The 21,390-nt window shown below is 65.5% G+C and carries 15 protein-coding genes; 8 read left to right on the forward strand and 7 right to left on the reverse strand.

The annotated features are described in order from the left end of the window. Positions 1-12 precede the first annotated feature (12 nt). From ASC78_RS18855 to ASC78_RS18880, 6 genes are all read right to left on the reverse strand, one after another. The gene (locus ASC78_RS18855) at positions 13-729 is read right to left on the reverse strand and encodes a mechanosensitive ion channel family protein (protein WP_055804556.1); all 717 of its coding nucleotides are present in this window, start codon (positions 727-729) and stop codon (positions 13-15) included. A 76-nt stretch (positions 730-805) separates the two neighbouring features. Then, positions 806-4,132, reverse strand: a complete 3,327-nt coding sequence (gene treS, locus ASC78_RS18860) for a maltose alpha-D-glucosyltransferase (RefSeq protein ID WP_055804558.1) — start codon at positions 4,130-4,132, stop codon at positions 806-808. Positions 4,133-4,142: 10 nt separating this feature from the next. Then, a complete protein-coding gene (locus tag ASC78_RS18865) occupies positions 4,143-6,194 on the reverse strand; it encodes an alpha-1,4-glucan--maltose-1-phosphate maltosyltransferase (RefSeq protein ID WP_055804561.1) in 2,052 nt (683 codons plus the stop codon). Beyond that, positions 6,191-8,083, reverse strand: coding sequence for a 1,4-alpha-glucan branching protein GlgB (gene glgB / locus ASC78_RS18870; RefSeq protein ID WP_443082737.1), 1,893 nt, complete (start codon positions 8,081-8,083; stop codon positions 6,191-6,193). The genes ASC78_RS18865 and glgB overlap by 4 nt, the downstream gene beginning before the upstream one ends. 202 nt (positions 8,084-8,285) lie before the next feature. Further along, positions 8,286-8,597, reverse strand: a complete 312-nt coding sequence (locus ASC78_RS18875) for a hypothetical protein (protein ID WP_055804567.1) — start codon at positions 8,595-8,597, stop codon at positions 8,286-8,288. 104 nt (positions 8,598-8,701) lie between these two features. Next, positions 8,702-9,058 (reverse strand): hypothetical protein, encoded by a 357-nt coding sequence (locus tag ASC78_RS18880; RefSeq protein WP_055804571.1) that lies wholly within the window; start codon positions 9,056-9,058, stop codon positions 8,702-8,704. Positions 9,059-9,329: 271 nt separating this feature from the next. On the opposite strand from ASC78_RS18880, the gene ASC78_RS18885 reads away from it, so the two are divergent. The 5 genes from ASC78_RS18885 (at position 9,330) to ASC78_RS18905 (ending at position 12,749) form a co-directional block, all read left to right on the forward strand. Next, the gene (locus tag ASC78_RS18885) at positions 9,330-9,767 is read left to right on the forward strand and encodes an Hsp20/alpha crystallin family protein (protein ID WP_055804573.1); all 438 of its coding nucleotides are present in this window, start codon (positions 9,330-9,332) and stop codon (positions 9,765-9,767) included. A gap of 26 nt (positions 9,768-9,793) precedes the next feature. Beyond that, the gene (locus ASC78_RS18890) at positions 9,794-10,207 is read left to right on the forward strand and encodes an Hsp20/alpha crystallin family protein (RefSeq protein ID WP_055804576.1); all 414 of its coding nucleotides are present in this window, start codon (positions 9,794-9,796) and stop codon (positions 10,205-10,207) included. A gap of 55 nt (positions 10,208-10,262) precedes the next feature. Continuing rightward, entirely contained in the window at positions 10,263-10,601 is a 339-nt protein-coding gene (locus ASC78_RS18895; RefSeq protein WP_055804580.1) for a hypothetical protein, read from the forward strand. Between the two features lie 123 nt (positions 10,602-10,724). Next, positions 10,725-11,390, forward strand: a complete 666-nt coding sequence (locus ASC78_RS18900; RefSeq protein ID WP_055804582.1) for a phosphoribosyltransferase — start codon at positions 10,725-10,727, stop codon at positions 11,388-11,390. Positions 11,391-11,402: 12 nt separating this feature from the next. Next, positions 11,403-12,749, forward strand: a complete 1,347-nt coding sequence (locus tag ASC78_RS18905; RefSeq protein ID WP_055804585.1) for an erythromycin esterase family protein — start codon at positions 11,403-11,405, stop codon at positions 12,747-12,749. A 64-nt stretch (positions 12,750-12,813) separates the two neighbouring features. On the opposite strand, the gene ASC78_RS18910 is transcribed toward ASC78_RS18905, so the two are convergent. Beyond that, positions 12,814-14,424 carry an alpha-amylase family glycosyl hydrolase gene (locus ASC78_RS18910; protein ID WP_055804588.1) on the reverse strand — a complete coding sequence of 537 codons (1,611 nt, stop codon included), beginning with the start codon at positions 14,422-14,424 and terminating at the stop codon, positions 12,814-12,816. 59 nt (positions 14,425-14,483) lie between these two features. Between ASC78_RS18910 and ASC78_RS18915 the strand changes: the two genes are divergently transcribed. From ASC78_RS18915 to ASC78_RS18925, 3 genes are all read left to right on the forward strand, one after another. Beyond that, positions 14,484-16,148: an alpha-amylase family protein gene (locus tag ASC78_RS18915; RefSeq protein WP_055804590.1), complete on the forward strand. Its 1,665-nt coding sequence runs from the start codon at positions 14,484-14,486 to the stop codon at positions 16,146-16,148. A 114-nt stretch (positions 16,149-16,262) separates the two neighbouring features. Next, on the forward strand, positions 16,263-19,352 hold the full coding sequence (locus tag ASC78_RS18920; protein ID WP_055804593.1) for a PAS domain-containing protein: 3,090 nt from the start codon (positions 16,263-16,265) through the stop codon (positions 19,350-19,352). 132 nt (positions 19,353-19,484) lie between these two features. Beyond that, positions 19,485-21,383, forward strand: coding sequence for a GspE/PulE family protein (locus tag ASC78_RS18925; protein WP_055804596.1), 1,899 nt, complete (start codon positions 19,485-19,487; stop codon positions 21,381-21,383). Positions 21,384-21,390 lie beyond the last annotated feature (7 nt).

Below are 21,390 nucleotides of genomic sequence, written 5' to 3' on the forward strand. Positions count from 1 at the left end.
AGAAAACGGCTGTCAGCGCGGCGGCCGCTCGTCGTGCGAACCTTTGGGCGGACTGTTGTCCTTCGGCAGGCGCGGCCACCAGCGCTCGATCTGCTCCGCGGCCCAATCCTTGCCTGCCAAGCCGAAGGCCAGCGCCAACGCAAACACAACGCCGGCCAGCACCACCAGGAAGCTTTCGCGCACGATGTCGCCGCCAACCTTCACCTGGTCGAGCGCAATCAAGATGACGAAAGCCATGACCGCATAGCGCGCGATCTGCCCCAGCAGCACGGCATCGCGCAACTGCGCACCGCGAAAGTAGCTCGACACCGCCTCCCCCACGAAACGGGCGAAATACGAACCGAAGGCCAGCACCAGCAAGGCGACGAAAAGATTCGGCACGAACCACACCACGCGCCCGAGCAAGTCGGCGATGTAGCTCAGGCCCATGCCGTTGAACGCCATCAGCAGCGCAGCCAGAATGACCAGCCAATACGCCAGCACGCCGAACAGGCTGCTGGTGTCGCCGGGCCATCCGCCTTGGCGCAGGAAGTTGTCCAGCCCGGCGCGCTCGGTCAGCACGTTGAAATTGATGGCGCGCAGCGCCTTGGTCACCGCAAAACGCACCGTCTTGGCAATGAGCCAGCCGGCCAGCACCACGACCAGCGCAATCGCCAGGCGGGGCACGAAGGCTCCAACCTGGTAGAGCATTGCGTTCAGCGGCTCCAGGTGAATGCCAAATCTGTCCATGTTTCTCTCCGGTGCGTGATTGCGGTTGCGAGTGCGGTTGCGGTGGCAAACAAAAGAGGTGAATGCGGTGCAAGCATCAACCGGGCCGTTCCGCCTGCAAGATCGCGAGCACGCCGTTCAGCGGCACCTGTGCCCAGTCGGCGCGGTTGTTGAGTTCGTAGCGAAGCTCGTACAGCGCCTTCTCGAGTTCGAACAGCGCGAGCAGTTCGGTGTCGATGCGCGCCACGCCGCCCTCCCGGCCAAACGCTCCGGTGTAGCCGTCCATGAAGGCCTGGCGAGCGGCCTGCTCCCAGCCGGCAGCCGGCGGCGCCAGGTAGGCGGCCTCTTCCGCGCTTTGCGCCACGCGCCGAAGGGCCGACCAGCGCGCATAGTTGAACGAGCGCAGCATGCCGGCCACGTCGCGCAGCGGCGATCCCTTGGCCCGGCGCTCGTCGAAGCCGCGGGCTGGCTCGCCCTCGAAATCGATGATGACGAAATCGTTGTCCCGCAGCAGCACCTGGCCCAGGTGGAAATCGCCGTGGTAGCGGCTCTTGATGCCGCCCTGCGCCTTCGGCTTGCGCGCATCGACCGTCGACAGCAGCGCGTCTTCCATGTCGAGCAGTGCCTGCGCGTCGGGCTGCGCGGCCGCGGGCAGCTGGCCGAGCCTTTCGCGCAGCAGCGCCAACGTGGCGGAGGCGTCGGCGCGGGCCTGCGCCGTATAGCGCGCGATGTCCTCGGCCAGCAGTGGCTCGGGGTCGAACGCCGCCGCGCCGGTGCGTATCGAAAGCGCCTGGTGCAACTCGGCCGTGCGCCGACCCAGGGTGGCCATGAGTGCCAGAAAGCCGCCGTGCACCGCGATGGGGTCCGGAAGCGCATCGCTGGTGGTGGCGAAATCGCGCAGGAAGCGCTCCAGATAGCCCAGCGTGTGGTCCCAGCCGTCGCCCTGGTTGGACACATACGACTGCACCATCGCCAGCGTCATGGTGCGACCGTCGTTGCCGGTGTATTCGAGCGCGCCCAGCACCGGCACGCAGTGCGGGTACCTTGCCACCTCGGTGAGGAAGCGGCCCATTTCGAGCTCGGGGTTGAGGCCTTCGCGCAGGTGCCGGTAGCCCTTGAGGAACAGGGTCTCGTCCAGCGTGACCACGGTGTTGCTGCTCACGCCGCTCGGCCGCCCGACCGGCAGGCTGGCGATGTCGATCGCGGCAAAGGCGGCCGTCGCGCGGAACCGCATCCGCCCGTTCGCGGTTTCCAGTTCCATGCCGGTGCGGATGGCCTGCAGCAGCGCACGGCAAAAGGCCTCGTCGTAGAACGCATCGCCCATCAGGCCGACCTGCGCCTGCTGCCGCACCTTGGCGAGCGCCGCCTGCGCGACACCGGCCATGCGCTCTTCGTCGCGCTCTTCCCAGGCCAGCGCCAACGGCATGAAATAGGTGGCGCCGCCGGGCGGGCCATCGAGTTCGAGCAGGGGCAGCATCCAGCTCAGCGGGCCCACCTCCCAGATCACGTGGTCGGCCAGCCGCGCGCGTTCGATGGTGGTGCCCTTCGATGCATACCAGCGCTGGATCTCGATGTGGCGCGGCAGCGTCTCCAGCTCGAACTGGTTGCGCATGCGCTCCGACATGCCGATGCGCCATGGCATCACGCGGTCGCGAAAGAAGCTGGTCCAGCCGTCGAACAGCACCAGCGTGGGCCACTCCTGGAGCGCCACGCCCTCCTGGTGCCAGCTGGGCATCTCGGCGTCGGACGTGAGCCGGAACCAGTAGAAGCCGTACGAGGCCAGCGTGAGCAGGTACGGCAGTTCGCCGATGGGCGGAAACGGCGCGCGGCCCAGCATCTCGATGGGCACGCGGCCCTTGAAGGCCGAGAGGTCGAGCTCCACCGGCTGCGCGGCGCGCGAGAGGTTGAACACCGTCAGGATGATGTCGTCGCCGTACTCGCTCAGGTAGGCCAGGATCTTGCGGTTGCCTGGCTTCAGGAAGCGCCGCTTGCCGCGTCCGAAGGCGTGGCTGGTCTTGCGCACGGCCAGCATGCGCTTGGTCCAGTTGAGCAGCGAGCTGCTGTCGCGCGCCTGCGCCTCCACGTTCAGCGCCTCGTAGCCGAACATCGGGTCCATGATGGGCTGCAGGTACAGGCGCTGCGGGTCCGCGCGCGAGAAGCCGGCGTTGCGGTCGGGGCTCCACTGCATGGGCGTGCGCACGCCGTTGCGGTCGCCCACGAACACGTTGTCGCCCATGCCGATCTCGTCGCCGTAGTAGATGATGGGCGAGCCAGGCATCGACAGCAGCATGCCGTTCATCAGCTTCACGCGGTCGAGGTCGTTTTCCATCAGCGGCGCCAGGCGCCGGCGGATGCCCAGGTTGATGCGTGCGCGCATGTCGGCGGCATACATGGTGTACATGTAGTCGCGCTCCTTGCTGGTCACCATCTCGAGCGTGAGCTCGTCGTGGTTGCGCAGGAAAATGGCCCACTGGCAGCCTTCGGGAATGTCCGGCGTCTGCTGCATGATCTCCACGATGGGGTGCCGGTCTTCCTGCGCAATGGCCATGTACATGCGCGGCATCAGCGGAAAGTGGTACGCCATGTGGCACTCGTCGCCATCGCCGAAATATTCGCGCACGTCTTCCGGCCACATGTTGGCTTCGGCCAGGAGGAACCGGTTCTTGTATTGCGCGTCGATGGCGGCGCGCACTTTCTTGATCACCGCGTGGGTCTCGGGCAGGTTCTCGTTGCTGGTGCCGTCGCGTTCCACCAGGTAGGGAATTGCGTCCAGGCGGAAGCCGTCCACCCCCATGTCGAGCCAGAAGCGCATCACCTTGAAGATGGCTTCCAGCACAGCGGGGTTGTCGAAGTTCAGGTCCGGCTGGTGGCTGAAGAAGCGGTGCCAGTAGTAGGCCTTGGCCACCGGGTCCCAGGCCCAGTTCGACGTCTCCGTGTCGGTGAAGATGATGCGCGTGCCCTGGTAGATCTGATCGGTGTCGCTCCACACGTAGAAGTCGCGCTCGGGTGAGCCGGCGGGCGCACGGCGCGCGGCCTGGAACCATGGGTGGTCGCTCGAGGTGTGGTTGATGACCAGCTCGGTGATCACGCGCAGCCCGCGCTCGTGGGCTGCGTCGAGCATCTCGCGAAAATCGTCGAGCGTGCCGTACTGCGGGTTCACGTCTTCATAGGCCGCGATGTCGTAGCCGTCGTCGCGCAGCGGCGAGGGGTAGAACGGCATCAGCCAGATGGTGTTGACGCCCAGCTCCTTCACGTAATCGAGCTTGGCCGTCACGCCCTTGAAGTCGCCCACGCCGTCGTTGTTCGAATCGAAGAACGCCTTGACGTTGAGCTGGTAGATCACCGCATCGCGGTACCAAAGCGGATCGTCGCTGATGTCGATCTCAACCGTTTCAAGCGCAATATGGGACACGGGAGCGTTCATGGGCGCGGCCTCACAGGAAGTAGTCGAAGTCGCGCTCGTCGCTATGGCGCCGCCTCACGACGAAGATGTGCGCGGGCACGCTGTGCGGGTCGAGCCGGATGTAGTGCCGCCCACCCTGCCAGTTGAACCGCTGTCCGCTCAAGAGGTCGTGCATCTGGAACCCGCGCAAGGGGTCCACGCCCACGCTCGCGGGATCGAGCTCCATCCAACCCGACTGCACGTTGTACGGGTCGAGGTTGACCACCGTGACGATCACGTTGTCGCCGCCCTCCGAAGTCTTGGCGTAGGCCAGCAACTGGTCGTTGTCGATGGGGAGGAAGCGCAGGCTCCGGTCCCATTGCAGCGCCGGGTTCTCGCGGCGGATGCGGTTCACGCGAGCGATGAACGGCGCAAGGCTGGACGGGTCGTCGTGGTTCCAGTGGCGCAGCTGGTATTTTTCGGAGTCGAGATATTCCTCGCTGCCGGTCGAACGCGGCAGGTGCTCGCGCAACTCATACGCCGGCCCGTAGATGCCGTAGTTGGCGGACAGCGTGGCGGCAAGCACCAGCCGCGCCATGAACACCGAAGCCTCCCCGCCCTGCAGCTGCTCGTGCAGGATGTCGGGCGTGTTCGGCCACACGTTGGGCCTGAAGTAGTCGACACCGGGCGGCGTCGAAAGCTCGGTGAAATATTCGATGAGCTCCTGCTTGGTGTTGCGCCAGGTGAAGTAGGTATACGACTGTGAGAAGCCGAGCTTGGCCAGCCGGTGCATCACCTTTGGCCGGGTGAAAGCCTCGGCAAGAAAGATCGCCTCCGGGTGCTCGCGCCGGATTTCGCCGATGGCCCATTCCCAGAACGGAAAGGCCTTGGTGTGCGGGTTGTCGACCCTGAAGATGCGCACGCCCTCGCCGATCCAGTGCTCGATGACGCTGCGCAGCTCGGCCCAGAGGCCGCGCCAATCCTCGCTCTCGAAGTTGAAGGGATAGATGTCCTGGTACTTCTTGGGCGGGTTCTCGGCGTACTGCACGCTGCCGTCGGGCCGCCAGCGAAACCAGTCGGGGTGCGCCTTCACATAGGGATGGTCGGGCGCGCACTGGAACGCGATGTCCAGCGCAATCTCGAGGCCGTGCTTCGCGGCCTCCGCATAAAGATGGCGAAAGTCTTCGGCCGTGCCGAGGGCCGGAAGAATCGACTTGTGCCCACCCTCCGCCGCGCCGATGGCCCAGGGGCTGCCCACGTCGTCGGGTCCGCTGGCCAGTGCGTTGTTGGGCCCCTTGCGCTGCATGCGGCCGACGGGGTGAATCGGCGGAAAGTAGAGCACGTCGAAGCCCATGGCCGCGATGGCCGGCAGGCGCGCTTCCACGTCCTTGAAGGTGCCGTGCACGCCGGGCGTCGGGCTGGCCGAGCGCGGGAACAGTTCGTACCAGGTGCTGAAACGCGCGCGCTCGCGCTCGGCCTCCAGCGGCAGCTCGACCGGAAAGCGCACCTGGTGGCGGCGGTCGGGATGGCGGCGCGCAAGCATGGCCAGTTCTTCGTCGAGCGCCAGCGCCTTGAGGGTTGACACCTCGGACGACGGATGGGCCGCCACGGCATCGAGCTCGGTCGCCCATCGGGCGAGCGTCTGCCTGTCGGCGCCCTCTGCGCGCTCGGCGGCCGCGGCCACTTCCAGTGCGCCCACCTGCGACGCGATGCGCACGTCGTCGGCCTCGACTCGGCGCGTCATTTCGCTGCGCCACGATTCGAAGGGATCGACCCACGCCACCGCGGTGTAGTAGTAGCGCCCGAGGGCCGGCGGCGAGAAGGAAGCCTCCCATACGTCGTTGACCAGCAGCTTCATCGGCACTTCGCGGAACTCGGCCTTGTCGTGCGGCCGCCAGCACAGCTGCACGCGCAGCACGTCGTGGCCATCGGTGAAGCAATGCGCCTTCACGCGCACCATTTCTCCCACCACGCACTTGACCGGAAAGCGGCCGTTGTCCACCGACGGCAAGATGGCGTCGATGACCGCGCGCCGTTCGCCGTCGCGCACCTCGGGCATTCTTGAAGTTGCGGGTGACTGCGGGGTAGCGAACAGTTTTTTCATGATGGCCGGTGTTCGAGGATCAGCGTGGAAAGCGGCGGCAGGGTCATGGACACCGACTGCATGCGGCCATGCGAACGCACGGGCGCCGATTCCACGCCACCCAGGTTGCCCCAGCCCGAGCCGCCGAATTCCACCGCGTCGGTGTTAATGAGTTCGTGCCAGAAGCCGCCCTGCGGAACCCCCAGGAGATAGTTGGTGCGCGGCACCGGCGTCATGTTGCTGACCACCAGCAGCGGCGGATGGCCGTCGCGCGCCTTGCGCAAGAAGGCGAACACGCTGTGTTCGGTATCGTCCGCTGTGACCCACTCGAAACCCGACGCGGTGAAGTCCTGCTGGTGAAGCGCGGGCGCGCCGCGGTACACGCGGTTGAGCTGCGCTACCAGCCGCTGCAGGCCCGAGTGCCCTTCCAGGTCGCACACCCACCACTCAAGTTCGCCGTCGTGCGTCCATTCGCGCCGCTGCCCGAACTCGCCGCCCATGAAGAGCAGCTTCTTGCCGGGGTGCGCCCACATGAAGCCGAACAGCGCGCGCAGATTCGCGAATTGCTGCCACGGGTCGCCGGGCATCTTGCCCAGCAGCGAGCCCTTGCCGTGGACCACCTCGTCGTGCGACAGCGGCAGCACGAAGTTCTCGTGGAACGCATAGACCAGCGAGAACGTCATCTTGTGGTGGTGGTACTTGCGATGGATGGGCTCTTCCTTCATGTAGGCGAGCACGTCGTGCATCCAGCCCATGTTCCATTTCTCGCCGAAGCCCAGGCCGTCCATGTCGGTGGGGCGCGAGACGCGCGGCCAGGCGGTCGACTCCTCGGCCACGGTGATCGTGTCGGGATGCTCGCGGTACACGGCGCGGTTCAGCGTCTGCAGGAAATCGATCGCCTCCAGGTTCTCGCGGCCGCCATGGCGGTTGGGAATCCATTCGCCGTGGTTGCGCGCATAGTCCAGGTACAGCATCGAGGCGACCGCATCCACGCGCAGCCCGTCGAGGTGGTAGCGGTCCAGCCAGAAGAGGCCCGACGACACGAGGAAGCTGCGCACTTCCGAGCGCCCGTAGTTGAAGATGCTCGAGTTCCACTCCGGATGAAAGCCCTGGCGCGGATCGGCATGCTCGTAGAGGTGCGTGCCATCGAAGTAAGCGAGGCCGTGCTCGTCGGTCGGAAAGTGGGAGGGCACCCAGTCGAGCAGCACGCCGATCTCGTTCTGGTGCAGATGGTCGACCAGGTACATGAAGTCCTGCGGCGAGCCGAAGCGCGCGGTCGGCGCAAAGTAGCCGGTGGTCTGGTAGCCCCAGGAGCCGTAGAACGGATGCTCGGTCACCGGCATGAGCTCGACGTGCGTGAAGCCCATCTTGTTCACATACGCCGCAAGTTCGTGGGCGATCTCCCGGTAGCCCATGAACTGGCCATCGCGCCGGCGCCACGAGCCCAGGTGCACCTCGTAGACGGACATGGGCGCGTCCAGTGCGTTGCGCGCACCACGGATGGCCATCCATTCGTGGTCCTGCCATTCGTAGGAAAGTTCGCAGATGCGCGAGGCCGTGGCGGGCGGCGGCTCGCTGCAGAACGCCACGGGGTCGGCCTTGTCGACGACGAAGCCGCCAAAGCGGGAACGGACACGGTATTTGTAGGCCTGGCCCAGCGCCGCGTGGGGAACATGGCCTTGCCAGATGCCCGTGCCGTCCGGGGACGGCGAAAGCGGATCGGCTTCGCCCGACCAGTAGTTCCAGTCGCCGACCACCGACACCGACTCGGCGTTGGGTGCCCAGACGGCGAAATGCGCGCCGCCGTCTTTATCCGGGTGGCAACCCAGGAGGTCGTACAAGCGGGAATGGGTTCCTTCCCGGAACAGGTAGGCGTCTTGTGCTTCTGGCTTTCTTGGCGTCGGGTTCACTGGCACCGGTGTTCCTTGCGTGCAGAAGGCCAGCGAACCGGGTGCCCAAAAGGAGCACGCTTGCGGCTTTCACAAGACCTGACCGCCCAATTTGCAAAAAAATCGAGCCCGGCGGTTAAGGCTGATGCCGCCTTGCCGTGTCGGAGAGTTGCCCATCACGCGACAGGGTTTGGCAAACCCGGGCGCGATGTGGCTTTTTTACTTACGCGGCAATCCGCGAATCGGTTTGGGCCGCGTCGTGCGACGTCGCGGACATGGTAGAGAAGTCGCCCACGGTCAGGTCGATGGGCGCACGCGGGTTCTCACGGTAGCGCCGGAGCGCGGCGGCACTGATGGCTTCGCAGTTCGTCCTGCAGGTGTCCAGCAGGCGGTCGCCCAGGTTCCTGGTGCCGAACACATCGTGCAGGGTCTCCTCCGAGATCTGCGCGATGATGCGCGCGCCATCATGGCCGTCGGGATAGATCGCGAATCGGACGGTCGCCGTGTCAAAGCAGTAGATCCCTTCGAAGTCCATGGCTGTCTCCTGATCTTTCGAGCTCGTTCATTGCAGTTCGAATTCAGCGCGGCTCCACGCAACCGGCGGGATGGACTTCCGCGCATATGCGAGAAGGATGCGCCCTACAGGCCTTGAGAGGGCCGGGAATCGTGGCCGCGTGCGCGTAAGACTTGCTGCAATCCATGTCTGCCACGCCCACCGATGAGCCAGTTCTTCAGGCCCACGTGGCGGGGCATGGCTTGCTCTGCCTCGCCCGGATACCGGATGCGAGCCAGTTCCTCGCGGCCTTTTTCCGTGATGGCCAGCACCTGTGCAGCGGGCTCGGCGCCGGAAAGTTTCATTGGATCGGACGGAGCCGGAACGAAAGCGATCACGAGCCCGGCCTGGCGAAGAATCCGGACTCCGTCGATTTCCTTGGGCGTCCGGAAAGACACGGGCAGGCGGGATGCGGCAATCTGCTTGAGCAGGTCCATCGACATGGCAAATCTCCTTCAGGTTTGGAATGACGATTGACGATTTCGATGACGAACGAAATAGGTTTGGCGGCCGGGCTTTCAAGAGCGCGGACGATTGGTTTTTTTTCTTCGCGAGGCGCATTCCATAGCACGCAAGCAATCGGCGCAAGCCACGCGAAAGGCGCGAAAAACCCCCTCTTGAAAAAGCGCAGCCAGCGTCTATTTCGCATATCGGAAGCGCTGGAGACGCCTCCGGCGCTCCGTTCAACTTTTGTTTTGAATGGAGGTTTTCGCTATGTACCGATCCCTGTTCCCGCGCGACATGTTCGCCGAAATGGATCGCCTGCAACGCGAGATGCAGCAGGCCTTCGATCTGTCTCCGACCATCCGTGGCTTCGGCCGTAATGGCTTCCCGGCCCTGAACATCGGCGGCACGCCGCAAACGGTGGAGATTTATGCGTTTGCGCCGGGTGTCGACCCGTCGAGCCTTGAAGTCAACCTGGAGCGCGGCCTTCTCACCATCGCCGGAAAGCGCGAGAACGCGCTGCCGCAAGAGGACGAGAAGGCGGCCGTCCACATCAACGAACGCTTCGAGGGGCAGTTCCGCAGGGTGCTGACTCTGCCCGAGGACGCCGACCCCGAAGCCGTGACGGCCAAATGCCGCGACGGCGTGCTGCACATCTCGGTGCAGCGCCGCGCTTCGTCGCAGCCGCGCCGCATTACCGTTCAGTAAGACAAGAGACGAAAGGAGAGACGACCATGACTACCAACACATCGCCTAGCGTTTCCGAACGGGCGCAGCTCGCCCGCAAGGGCAAGGAAGACGACACGCGCTACAGCGACGCCGCGCTCACGCCCCCGGTGGACGTGATCGAGGACAGCGGCGGCATCACGCTCTATGCCGACCTGCCGGGTGTCTCGCGCGACAAGCTCGGCCTGCACGTGGCTTCGGACACGCTGACCATCGAGGCGGAGTCCGACCTGTCGGTGCCCGAGGGTCTCGAGTCGAGCCACACCGAAGTGGGCCTGGGCCGCTTCCGCCGCGTGTTCACGCTGAGCAAGGAGCTGGACACCGGCAACATCTCGGCGGAGCTCAAGCAAGGTGTGCTGAAGCTGCGCATTCCGAAGGCCGAGCACGCCCAGCCGAGGCGCATCGAGATCCAGGCGTCCTGAGTGGCCTGACTGGCCTGAGTGGGTGATGGACATGTGCTCCGGGAGGTGATGAAAGATGAGCGGGACCGAACGACTGGCGCGCCTGCGCGCCGACGCCGCAGCCCTGAGCCCGCGCGCCGCGCACATTGCACTGGCGCTTCTGCCCGCCGTCGAACACCTGCCGGACGCATGGAAGGCGGCCCTGCGCAAGACGCTGGCGCACCGCGCCAGCGCCACGGCGCCGCTCTCGCCCGTCGAGTTCGATGCGATACGCGTCACTGCCGCCAGCTTGCCGGATGCGTATCCCGAATGGGTAGTGACAGACCCGGAACACCCGAAGGCGCGCGAGCTGATCGTCAATGCCTGGCAGGCCGCGCAGCATGCGCGGCCCGACCACGGGCAGCGCCGCGCCTGACGAATCCGGCGCCCGCACGGCACCCCCTGCCCTCTGCGTGGCAGCGCATGCCTACGCCGATGTGCGCATCCCCCTACAGCGTCCTCGCGTCCGCAAAAATAAGGTGGGGGCAAGGACATCGAAATGGCTTTCGAATCTTTCCGCGATCGCAAGTACGCGGGCCGCGCGCTCGCCAGGCGCCTGGCACTCTTCGCCGGCCGCCGCGACGTGACGGTGCTGGCCTTGCCCCGCGGCGGCACCCCTGTCGCCTACGAAGTTGCCAAGGCGCTTCATGTGCCCCTCGACGTGCTGGTGGTGCGCAAGCTCGGCGTGCCGTGGAACCCTGAATTTGCCATGGGTGCCATCGCCAGCGGCGGTGAGCGGCTCATCGACGACATGCTGGTGCGCGAGCTCGGCATCTCCACCCGGGACGTCGAGGAAGTCGCGAGCAACGAAGCGTGCGAGCTCGAACGGCGCGAGCGCGTGTACCGCGGCGGGCGGCCCGCGCCCGACCTGCGCGGCCGCACCGTGATCCTGGTGGACGACGGGCTTGCCACCGGCTCGACCATGCGCGTTGCCGTGCGCGCGGTGCGCCGCCAGTCACCAGCCCGCGTCGTGGTGGCCGCGCCCGTGGCGGCGCCCGAAGCCTGCGAGCTTTTGCGCGGCGAAGCCGACGAGGTGGTGTGCGCCGAGATGCCCGATCCCTTCCTGGGCGTGGGCCGCTGGTACCTGGATTTCTCGCAGACCAGCGACGAGGAAGTGTGCCGCCTGCTCGATGACGCGAACCGCCGCAGCCCGCGCTCCTCCTGAGGACAACGAACGATGCAGCCATCACGCATTTCACGAGAGACCGACGCATTACGCGCCGCAGCCCGCCCGATGGACGGCTCCGCAGGCGACCATGACGCCCTGCTCGACCTGATCGGCGACGCGCACTACGTACTGCTCGGCGAAGCCTCGCACGGCACGCACGAGTTCTATGCGGCGCGAGCCGACATCACGCGCCGCCTGCTGGCCGAGAAGGGTTTCAACGCCGTGGCCATCGAAGGCGACTGGCCCGACGCCTATCGCGTCAACCGCTATGTGCGCGGCGACGGCGAAGACGCCAGCGCGCGCGACGCGCTGGCGGGCTTCCGGCGCTTTCCCACCTGGATGTGGCGCAACGAAGATGTGGCAGGCTTCGTCGAATGGCAGCGCGCCTTCAACGAGGCAAATCCAGCGCAGGGAAAGACCGGCTTCTACGGGCTGGACCTGTACAGCCTGCACGCCTCGATCGAAGCCGTGCTGGCCTACTTCGACCGGACCGATCCGGACACCGCACGCAGCGCGCGCGAACGCTACGGCTGCTTCGACCGCTTCGGCGATGGCGGGCAGGTCTACGGCCTGATGGCGGGCCTGGGCAAGTCGGACTCATGCCGGCAGGAAGTGATCGACACGCTGGTCGAGATGCGCCGTGCTTCAGGCGATGCATGGCGCAGCGGCAATGCGGCCAGCGAGGAAGAGGCCTTCAATGCCGAGCAGAACGCGCGCCTGGTGAAGAACGCCGAGGCGTACTACCGCTCGATGTACCTCCACGACGTATCGTCCTGGAACCTGCGTGACCGGCACATGGTCGAGACGCTGGGCGAACTGGAGCGCCATCTGTGGCGCTCCAGCGAACGGCCGAAGATCGTGGTGTGGGCCCACAACTCGCATTTGGGCGATGCGCGCGCGACCGAAATGGGCGAGCAGCGCGGCGAGCTGAACGTCGGCCAGCTGGTGCGCGAACGCCAGGGCCGCGACGCGGTGCTGGTGGGCTTCACCACCCACACGGGCACCGTCATGGCGGCGTCCGATTGGGGTTCGGCGCCCGAGCGCAAGCAGGTTCTTGCCTCCCGGCCCGACAGTTATGAAGGGCTCATGCACGACACCGGCCTCGAACGCTTCATGCTGCCCCTGCGCGGCGAGGGAAGCCATTTCTTCGCGCTGCGGGAGCAGCGGCTGGAGCGCGCCATCGGCGTCATCTACCGCCCCGAGACCGAGCGGCAGAGCCACTATTTCTTTGCGCGCCTGCCGGTGCAGTTCGATGCGCTGCTGCACTTCGACCGCACCCGCGCGGTCGACCCGCTGGAGCGCGATGCGGCCGCATCGGACACCGAGGTTCCGGAAACCTATCCGTCCGGCAAGTAGGCGTTGCTGAAAGCGGCCAGAAGATACTGCCGCTATGCAGCTGCCGCAGCGCAGAGTTCGCTGGCTACTGCGCGACGATCACCCCCTCGAGCGGCTGCAGCACCAGTTCACCCTTCACCGCGCCGGTGCGGTCCGCATGCGTCGAGGCGAGCACGACGGTGTCGGCTGGCAGCAGCTCCGCGGCCACGGGGGTCTCGCTGGTGGCGAAGTTCAGCAGCACCACCAACCGCCGCGTGCCCGCGCTTCTTGCATAGGCCAGCACATCGGCCCCGGCTTCGAGTTGCTCGTGGCTTCCTTCGTGCAGCGCGTGCTCATTGCGCCGCAGCGCGATCAGCTTCTTGTAGAGCTGCAGCATGGAGGCCGGGTCGCCCTGCTGCGCCTCGACGTTGCGCATGCTCCAGTCGCCGCCCAGGCGCAGCCAGGGCGTGCCGTCCGTGAAGCCGGCGGCGTGCGCGCCGCTCCACTGCATGGGGGTGCGCTGCGGGTCGCGCCCAAGGCCCTTGCCGGGCTCGTTCTTCTCGAACGGGTCTTGCACTTCGTCGGGTGGAATGGGAACGTCGGTGAGACCGATCTCATCGCCGTAGTAGAGCGTGGGCGTGCCGCGGAGCGTGAGGAGCAGCATGGCCGCGAGCCGCGCCCTCTCCTGCCCGACACGGCTCGCGATGCGCGGCTTGTCGTGGTTGCCGAGCACCCAGTTGGGCGCCGCGCCATGAGGCAATGCCGCTTCGTAGTTGCGCACGATGCGGTCGATTTCGGCCGCATGCCACGGCGCGGTGATGAGCTGAAAATTGAACGGCAGCTGCACGCCCTGCAGCAGCCCGTCGGAGGTGCGTCCGTAGTACGCCATGAGCCGCTCCAGCGGCAGATAGAGCTCGCCGATCAAAACGCGCGCGGAAGCCTCGTCGCTGAACTCGTCGACCACGCGGCGCATCTCGACAATGATGTCCTGCATCTCCGGGCGGTCGGTGGTGTACAGCGGCAGCAACTGGTGCGAGGGATCCTGCCCCGCCTGGAACGAGGGGTTCTGCGGGTTGTCGCGAAACTCGACGTCCTTGATGAGGTGATACAGCACGTCGACGCGAAAACCGTCCACGCCGCGGCGCAGCCAGAAGCGCAGAACGTCGTACATGGCCTTGCGAACCTCGGGGCTGCGCCAGTTGAGATCGGGCTGCTCCTTGAGGAACGAATGGCAGTAGTACTGCCCGCTGGCTTCGTCGAAGGTCCATGCGGGTCCGCCGAAATTGCTGAGCCAATTATTGGGTGGGCCGCCGCCGGGCGCGGGGTCTTGCCACAGGTACCAGTCCCGCTTGGTGTTGTTACGGGAGGCCCGGCTCTGCACGAACCAGGGGTGCCGGTCCGACGTGTGGTTGGGCACGAAGTCCAGCACCAGCTTCAGGCCTCGGGCCTTGCACTCGGCCGCGAGCGAATCGAAGTCCTCCAGCGTGCCAAAGCGTGGGTCGACGTTGCAGTAGTCGGATATGTCGTACCCGAAATCGGCCATTGGTGAGGGGTAGATCGGCGAAATCCAGACAGCATCCACGCCAAGCTCGACCAGATAATCGAGCCGCCTCTGGATGCCTTGCAAGTCGCCGATGCCGTCTCCATCGCTGTCCTGGAACGAACGCGGATAGATCTGATAGACGATTCCGTTCTTCCACCAAGCATCGGCCGACATCGAGTTTTCCTTTCGTGTTCTTGCATTGCGAGGTACCTATTCTTAGGAGGTTCCCCGGCATGATCAACGACCTTTGGTACAAGAACGCCGTGGTGTATTGCCTGTCCGTGGGAACCTTCATGGACTCCAACGGCGATGGCTGTGGCGACTTCGAGGGCCTGACGCGGCGGCTGGAGTACCTTCACGGCCTGGGTGTGACGACGCTCTGGCTGATGCCGTTCCATCCGTCGCCACGACGTGACGACGGCTACGATGTTTCGGACTATTACAACGTCGATCCCCGATTCGGTACGCTTGGCGACTTCGTCGAGTTCACGCATTCGGCCGAGCAGCTCGGCATGCGCGTGCTGATGGACCTCGTCGTCAACCACACCTCGGACCAGCACGCCTGGTTTCAGGAAGCGCGCAAGGACCGGAATTCAAAATACCACGACTGGTATGTCTGGTCCGACAAGAAGCCGCCCCGCTACGCCGACGGCGTGGTTTTTTCGGGCGTGCAGAAATCCACCTGGACGTTCGACAAGGTCGCACGGCGCTGGTACTTTCACCGCTTCTACGAATTCCAGCCCGACCTGAACACGGCCAACCCCGCCGTGCAGGCGGAGATCCTCAAGATCATGGGCTTCTGGACGCAGATGGGCGTGTCGGGATTCCGCATGGACGCGGTGCCTTTCGTGATCGGCGCCAAGGGCCCGAAGGTCGTCCATCCGACGGAAAAGTTCGACATGCTGCGGCAGTTCCGCGAGCTGCTTCAATGGCGCCGCGGCGACGCCATCATCCTGGCCGAGGCCAACGTGCTGCCGAAGACCAACATGGCCTACTTCGGCGACGAGGGCGAGCGGCTGCACATGATGTTCAACTTCCCGGTCAACCAGAACCTGTTCTATGCCATGGCCGCTGGCGACACGCGGCCACTTGCCAAGGCGCTGGAGTCGACCAGGGAGCGGCCCGCCACATCGCAATGGGGCATGTTCCTGCGCAACCACGACGAGCTCGACCTCGGGCGGCTGCGTCCGGCGCAGCGCCAGCGCGTGTTCGATGCCTTCGGCCCCGAGAAAGACATGCAGCTGTACGACCGCGGTATTCGCCGGCGCCTGGCGCCGATGCTCGGCGGCAACCGGCGGCGGCTCGAGCTTGCCTACAGCCTGATGCTCACGCTGCCAGGCACGCCGGTGATGCGCTATGGCGACGAGATCGGCATGGGCGACGACCTCAATCTGCCTGAGCGCACCTGCGCGCGCACGCCGATGCAGTGGTCCACCGAACGCCAGGGCGGGTTCACCACCTCGTCGAAACCGGTGATTCCGGTGATCTCGGGCGGCGCCTACGGCTTCGAGCACGTGAACGTGGCGGCGCAACGGCGCGACCCCGATTCGCTGCTCAACTGGATGGAACGCGTGATCCGCATGCGCAAGGAGGTACCGGAAATCGGATGGGGCGACTTCAAGGTGATTCCCCACGTGGAAAAGTCCGTGCTCGTGATCCGCTACGAATGGCGCGGCAATGCGGTGGCCTTCGTCCACAACTTCCGCGCGGACCCGCTCGAAATCAAGCTCGACGCCAAGTCATTCGGCCGGCACGGCGGGCAGCTGGTCAACCTGCTCTCCAATGCGCACAGCCGCGCCAACTCCAAGGGCACGCACTGCATGCTTCTGGAACCCTACGGCTACCGCTGGTTCCGTGTCGGTCCGCTGGACTATCTGCTCAAGCGCGAAGAGATGTGACGACGCTGGCCGGCAGCCCACGAACCATGGGGGATTGCGCGAGGTACCCCTCCCCTCTCTTCTGACACACTAGCGCGCAAAAGCGGGCCGCATCGCGATGCTTTTTCCACGCCAATGAACTCATCAGGTCTCAGGAATATCCACATCAGCTTGAACACGCGCCTCAGTCTCGGTGTGGCCGCGGTGGTGCTGGCGGCCACGCTGGCCATTGCAACCGTTGCGTTGCAGTTGGTGAAGACGAGCATGAAGGCCTCGATCGAAAGCGAAGCGTTCGCGCGGCTGACGGCCATTGCAAATACAGTAGACCAAAAGTTCATCAGCCGGCGCACCCTGCTCGAGACCTTTGCAGACGGCGTGGACACGAACGGCTCCCTGGACGCAGCAACATTGCAGGCCTTCATCGAAAGGCACCCGTCGCTGCGGAAGGCCTTCAGCAATGTCGCGTTCTTTACGGCCGAGGGCGACCTGGTCGCGAGCCTCAGCGGTGCGCAGCAGCCCGGCCGGGTGAACATCAAGGACCGCCCCTACTTCAAGCAAACGCTCGCATCCAGGACCGGCGTCCTCTCCGAACCTTATCTGAACCGGCTCAACGGCCTGGCACAGGTTGCCCTCACCGAGCCCGTTCTGGGCCTTGACGGCCAAGTGAAGTACGTGATTTCAGGCGCCATCAACCTGAAGGAACGCAACATATTGGGCGAGCTCGCGGACATCAGCTTCGGCCAGACCGGCTACCTGTTCATCACCAGCACGGAAGGTAGCGTGATCGACCATCCGTCGACGGAGCGCATCATCAACCAGACGGGCCTGAAGGGCGTGGGCAACCCCGAGATCGATCGTCCGATGGAAGGCTACGAAGGCGCGGCCGAGGGCGTCAACCATGCCGGCGTGCACGCCCTGTATGCCTTCAAGCGGCTGCGCGAGACCAACTGGGTCATGGGCTCCATGTATCCCAGCAGGGAAGCGTTCGCCCGGATCGACGCGATCGAGCGTTCAGCCTGGATCGGCGCGGTGGTGCTCGCGATGCTTGCCGGCGCCCTGGCGCTGGGCCTGGTGCGCCGCCAGCTCAGGCCCCTCACGCATCTGCACCGGCACATGCTCGACGTGGACAACCCGGCGCTCGAAACGGCCGTGCCGCGCACCTATGCGCGCGACGAGATCGGCGACATTGCGCGTACCTTCGACACGCTGATGTGGCAGCGCAAGTCGAGCGAGAAATTCCTGCGCGACATCACCGACAACCTCCCCGCGATGGTGTCGCACGTCGATGCGCAAGGCCGCTACACCTTCGTGAATGCGCCCCTCTGCAGAAAGCTCGATCGCGGCGCGGCCCAGCTGATCGGGCGGGAGGCGCGGAGCTTTGGCGAAGACGACGAAGCCATGAAGACCGCCGTCGAGCGCGTGATGGCCGGCGAGGCGGTGAGTTTCGAAAGACGGGGCGAGGCGAGCCGGGGCGAGGAAGACCGCTACTTCCAGACCGAACTCATCCCCGACCGCAACAAGGCCGGACAGGTTCGCGGCTACTACGCCATGACCTCGGACGTGACGGAGCGCAAGCGCATCGAATTCAGCCTGGCGCACAGCGAAGCGCAGGTCCGCATCATTGCGGACAACATACCTGCGCTGGTGTCGCACGTCGATGCGTCGCTGCGCTACACCTTCGTGAATGCCCAGGTCATGGCGCTGCACAGGGAACGTGCGATGGTCGGCCGGTCGATGCCCGAGGTTCGGGGCGCCGCCGATTTCGCTGTCGTGGCGCCCGCCTACGAGCGCGCGCTGGCCGGCGAAACGGTGGTCATCGAGAAAGCCGGCGATGCGGCGCTGGGCATCGGCGAGCGGACCTTCAAGGCCCACTACATTCCCGACCAGGACGCGAACGGCGTGGTGCAGGGCGTGTTCGCCATGACCTTCGACATCACCGACGAGGTGAACATACGCAAGGCCCTGACCGCCCAGGAAAAACGGCTGCGCGACGTGACCGACAGTATTCCGGCGCTGGTGGGCTACTTCGACAGCAACGAGAACTGCCTGTTTGCCAACAGCCGCGCGCGGCGCATGGCCGGCCTTGGCGACGGTCCGCTCGATGGCGTGACGATGCGCTCGGCCGTGGGCAAGGCGGTGTACCGGCAGCAGCGGCCCTACCTTCCGCTGGTGCGCGAGGGCAAGTCGGTGCGCTTTCCGGTCCAGGCCCCGCTCTATGGAAAGACCGGCTATTTCCAGGTCAACCTGATTCCCGACATGGACCCGGACGGCAAGTTCATCGGCTTCTACCTCATGTCTTTCAACATCACCGCCTTGAAGCAGGCGGAGCTGCGGCAGGCCGAAAGCGAAATGCGCCTGCGCACCATCACCGACAACCTGCCGGCCCTCATCACCTACATCGACCGCGACGAGAAAATCACCTTTGCCAATGCCACCTACCGCGAGTGGATGGGCGTGGATCCCGCCCGGTTGCTGGGCCGCCATGTGAGCGAGGTGGCGGGCGAAGAACTGTATCTTTCACGCAAGGCCATGATCGAGCGTGCGCTGGCCGGCGAGCGTGTCGAGTTCGAGGCCAAGACCCGGACGAAGGACTTCGACCGCACGACCCGCGTGAGCTACGTGCCCGACATCGGTCCCGACGGCATCACGCGCGGAATCTTCTCTCTCAGCCTGGACATCAGCGCCCTGAAGGCGGTGGAGCGCCAGTTGATCGACCTGGCCCGCCTCGATCCGCTCACGGGCTTGTCGAACCGGCTCGCCTTCAACGAGTACCTGCCCAGCGCCCTCGCCCGCGCCCAGCGCTCGGGCAACGCACTGGCGGTGCTGTTTCTGGACATCGACCACTTCAAGACCATCAACGACACCTTCGGCCATGCGACCGGCGACGGTGTGCTGGTGGAATATGCAAAGCGCCTGCTGGCCAGCGTGCGAAGCACCGACACGGTGGCGCGCCTTGCCGGCGACGAGTTCGTGGTGGTGCTGGAAAACGTGCACACGCGCGAAGCTGCCGTGGCCGTGGCACGAAAGATCGTCAACCTGATCGCCACCTCGGCCTTCGAGCTCGACGGCCAGAGCCTCAGGGTCACCACCAGCATCGGCATTGCGTTCCACCAGCCCGGCGACGCCGCCGTCGCCGTCACCGATGCCGACCTGCTGGCGCGTGCCGACGCGGCGCTTTACCGCGCCAAGTCGGCGGGCCGCAACACCTTCGGATTTTCCGATTGACGCGCCTCGGCCGCGCCGACTTCGTTCTGAATACTTTCGTAGTGCTGCGTTGCGCCCGCACTGCGCGGCCGGCGCGCCTTTGCTGACAAGGCCCGCCGGCCCCCTCAGAATCGCCCCACAGGAGATCCATTCATGTCCCCCACCGAAGTCGTCACGCCCGAGCAATTGCTGCATGCGCTGGAGGTTCAAAGCCGTATGCCGATACTGCGCATCGGCCAGGCGCTGATGGCGCTCGGCGTGCTCACCGAAGAGCAGTTGCGCGCGGGCCTGGAGCAGCAGAAGCTCGACCGCAGCGTGCCGCTCGGCGAAACGCTGGTGCGCATGGGCGTGGTCACCCGGGCGCAGTTGCAGTCCGCGCTGGTGCGCAAGATGGGCTATCCGCTCGTGAACCTGCATGTGTTTCCCGTGGCCGTGAACGCCTTGCGCACCCTCAGCCACGGCGCGGCGCGGCGCCTGCAGGTCATGCCGCTCATGATCCACGAGGGGCGCCTCATCGTTGCGCTCGACGACCCTGCGAGCCGGCTGGCCGCGATCGACGAGGTGGAGTTCATCACGCAGATGAAGGTAGTGCCGGTCATCGGGGAGTGCCTGGTGCTGGACACCGTGCTCTACAAGGCTTACGGAAAACTCGGGCAGGACACGCCCGACCCCACCATCGTCCACGATCCCTCGCGGCCGCTCGACTTCGACGCGGGGGGCACCAGCGACCTGCTGGTCACCCTGGAGAAAGAAGAGCGGCAAGAGCGCGCGCCCGCGGTCGAAGAGGCGCCCATCGAACAGTCGGACAACTCGCTGGTGCGGATGATCAACAGCATGATCATCGATGCGCACCGCGAAGGCGCGTCGGACATCCACATCGAAAGCTATCCGGGCCAGGAGAAGACCCGCATCCGGTTTCGTAAGGACGGGCGGCTGCGCACCCACCTGGAGCTGCCGGCCACCTATCGCAACGTGGTGGTGGCGCGCATCAAGATCATGTGCGACCTGGACATCAGCGAACGGCGCAAGCCGCAGGACGGCAAGATCAACTTCGCCAAGTATTCGCCGCAGCACCGCATCGAGCTGCGCGTGGCCACCATCCCCACCGCCAACGGCCTCGAAGACGTGGTGATGCGTATCCTGGCCTCGGCGCAGCCCCTTGCGCTGAAGCAGCTCGGGCTCTCCGAGCGAAACCTGGCGCTGTTGACGCAGGCGATCGAACGCCCCTATGGCATGGTGCTTTGCGTGGGCCCCACGGGTTCGGGCAAGACCACCACCCTGCACTCGGCGCTCATGCACATCAACACGCCCGAGCGAAAAATCTGGACCGCCGAAGACCCGATCGAAATCACCCAGCCGGGCCTGCGCCAGGTGCAGGTCAATCCGCGCATCGACTGGACCTTTGCCAAGGCGCTGCGGGCCTTCGTGCGCGCCGATCCCGACGTGATCATGGTCGGCGAAATCCGCGACGAGGAAACCGCCAAGACCGCCATCGAGGCTTCGCTTACCGGCCACCTCGTGCTGTCGACGCTGCACACCAACAGCGCGCCCGAAACCGTGACGCGGCTGCTGGACATGGGCATGGACCCGTTCAACTTCGCCGATTCACTCTTGGCGGTGCTGGCGCAACGGCTGGTGCGTCGGCTCTGCGAGCGTTGCGTCCAAAGCCGGCCCATGCGTGCTGAAGAAGTCGAGGAACTGCTGTCCGACTACATGCATTCATTCGCCGCGCACGACGCCATGCAGGCCGAGCGCGAGGCGGTGCACAAGCACTGGCTCGGCCAGTATGGCCGCGACGGGCAGCTGCAAGTCTTCACGAGCACCGGATGCCCGCACTGCGACAGCACCGGTTTCAACGGGCGCGTGGGCATTCACGAACTGATGGTGATCTCCAGGACGTTGCGCCGCTTGGTCCAGAACGGCGCCCGCGCCGAGGAACTGCAGGATGCCGCCATGCAGGAGGGCATGCGCACCCTGCGCCAGGACGGCATCGACAAGGTTCTTGCGGGCAAGACCACCATCGAAGAGGTCCGCGCAACCAGCAACGTGTGAGTCAGCG

This window comes from Variovorax sp. Root318D1, assembly GCF_001424835.1.
Lineage (GTDB): Bacteria > Pseudomonadota > Gammaproteobacteria > Burkholderiales > Burkholderiaceae_C > Variovorax.

Coding starts and splice junctions, on each gene's coding strand:
- ASC78_RS18920 (WP_055804593.1), top strand. CDS start 16,263: ATGAACTCATCAGGTCTCAGGAATATCCACATCAGCTTGAACACGCGC.
- ASC78_RS18880 (WP_055804571.1), bottom strand. CDS start 9,058: ATGTCGATGGACCTGCTCAAGCAGATTGCCGCATCCCGCCTGCCCGTG.
- ASC78_RS18890 (WP_055804576.1), top strand. CDS start 9,794: ATGACTACCAACACATCGCCTAGCGTTTCCGAACGGGCGCAGCTCGCC.
- ASC78_RS18865 (WP_055804561.1), bottom strand. CDS start 6,194: ATGAAAAAACTGTTCGCTACCCCGCAGTCACCCGCAACTTCAAGAATG.
- ASC78_RS18885 (WP_055804573.1), top strand. CDS start 9,330: ATGTACCGATCCCTGTTCCCGCGCGACATGTTCGCCGAAATGGATCGC.
- ASC78_RS18910 (WP_055804588.1), bottom strand. CDS start 14,424: ATGTCGGCCGATGCTTGGTGGAAGAACGGAATCGTCTATCAGATCTAT.
- ASC78_RS18895 (WP_055804580.1), top strand. CDS start 10,263: ATGAGCGGGACCGAACGACTGGCGCGCCTGCGCGCCGACGCCGCAGCC.
- treS (WP_055804558.1), bottom strand. CDS start 4,132: ATGAACGCTCCCGTGTCCCATATTGCGCTTGAAACGGTTGAGATCGAC.
- ASC78_RS18900 (WP_055804582.1), top strand. CDS start 10,725: ATGGCTTTCGAATCTTTCCGCGATCGCAAGTACGCGGGCCGCGCGCTC.
- ASC78_RS18925 (WP_055804596.1), top strand. CDS start 19,485: ATGTCCCCCACCGAAGTCGTCACGCCCGAGCAATTGCTGCATGCGCTG.
- ASC78_RS18875 (WP_055804567.1), bottom strand. CDS start 8,597: ATGGACTTCGAAGGGATCTACTGCTTTGACACGGCGACCGTCCGATTC.
- ASC78_RS18855 (WP_055804556.1), bottom strand. CDS start 729: ATGGACAGATTTGGCATTCACCTGGAGCCGCTGAACGCAATGCTCTAC.
- ASC78_RS18905 (WP_055804585.1), top strand. CDS start 11,403: ATGCAGCCATCACGCATTTCACGAGAGACCGACGCATTACGCGCCGCA.
- ASC78_RS18915 (WP_055804590.1), top strand. CDS start 14,484: ATGATCAACGACCTTTGGTACAAGAACGCCGTGGTGTATTGCCTGTCC.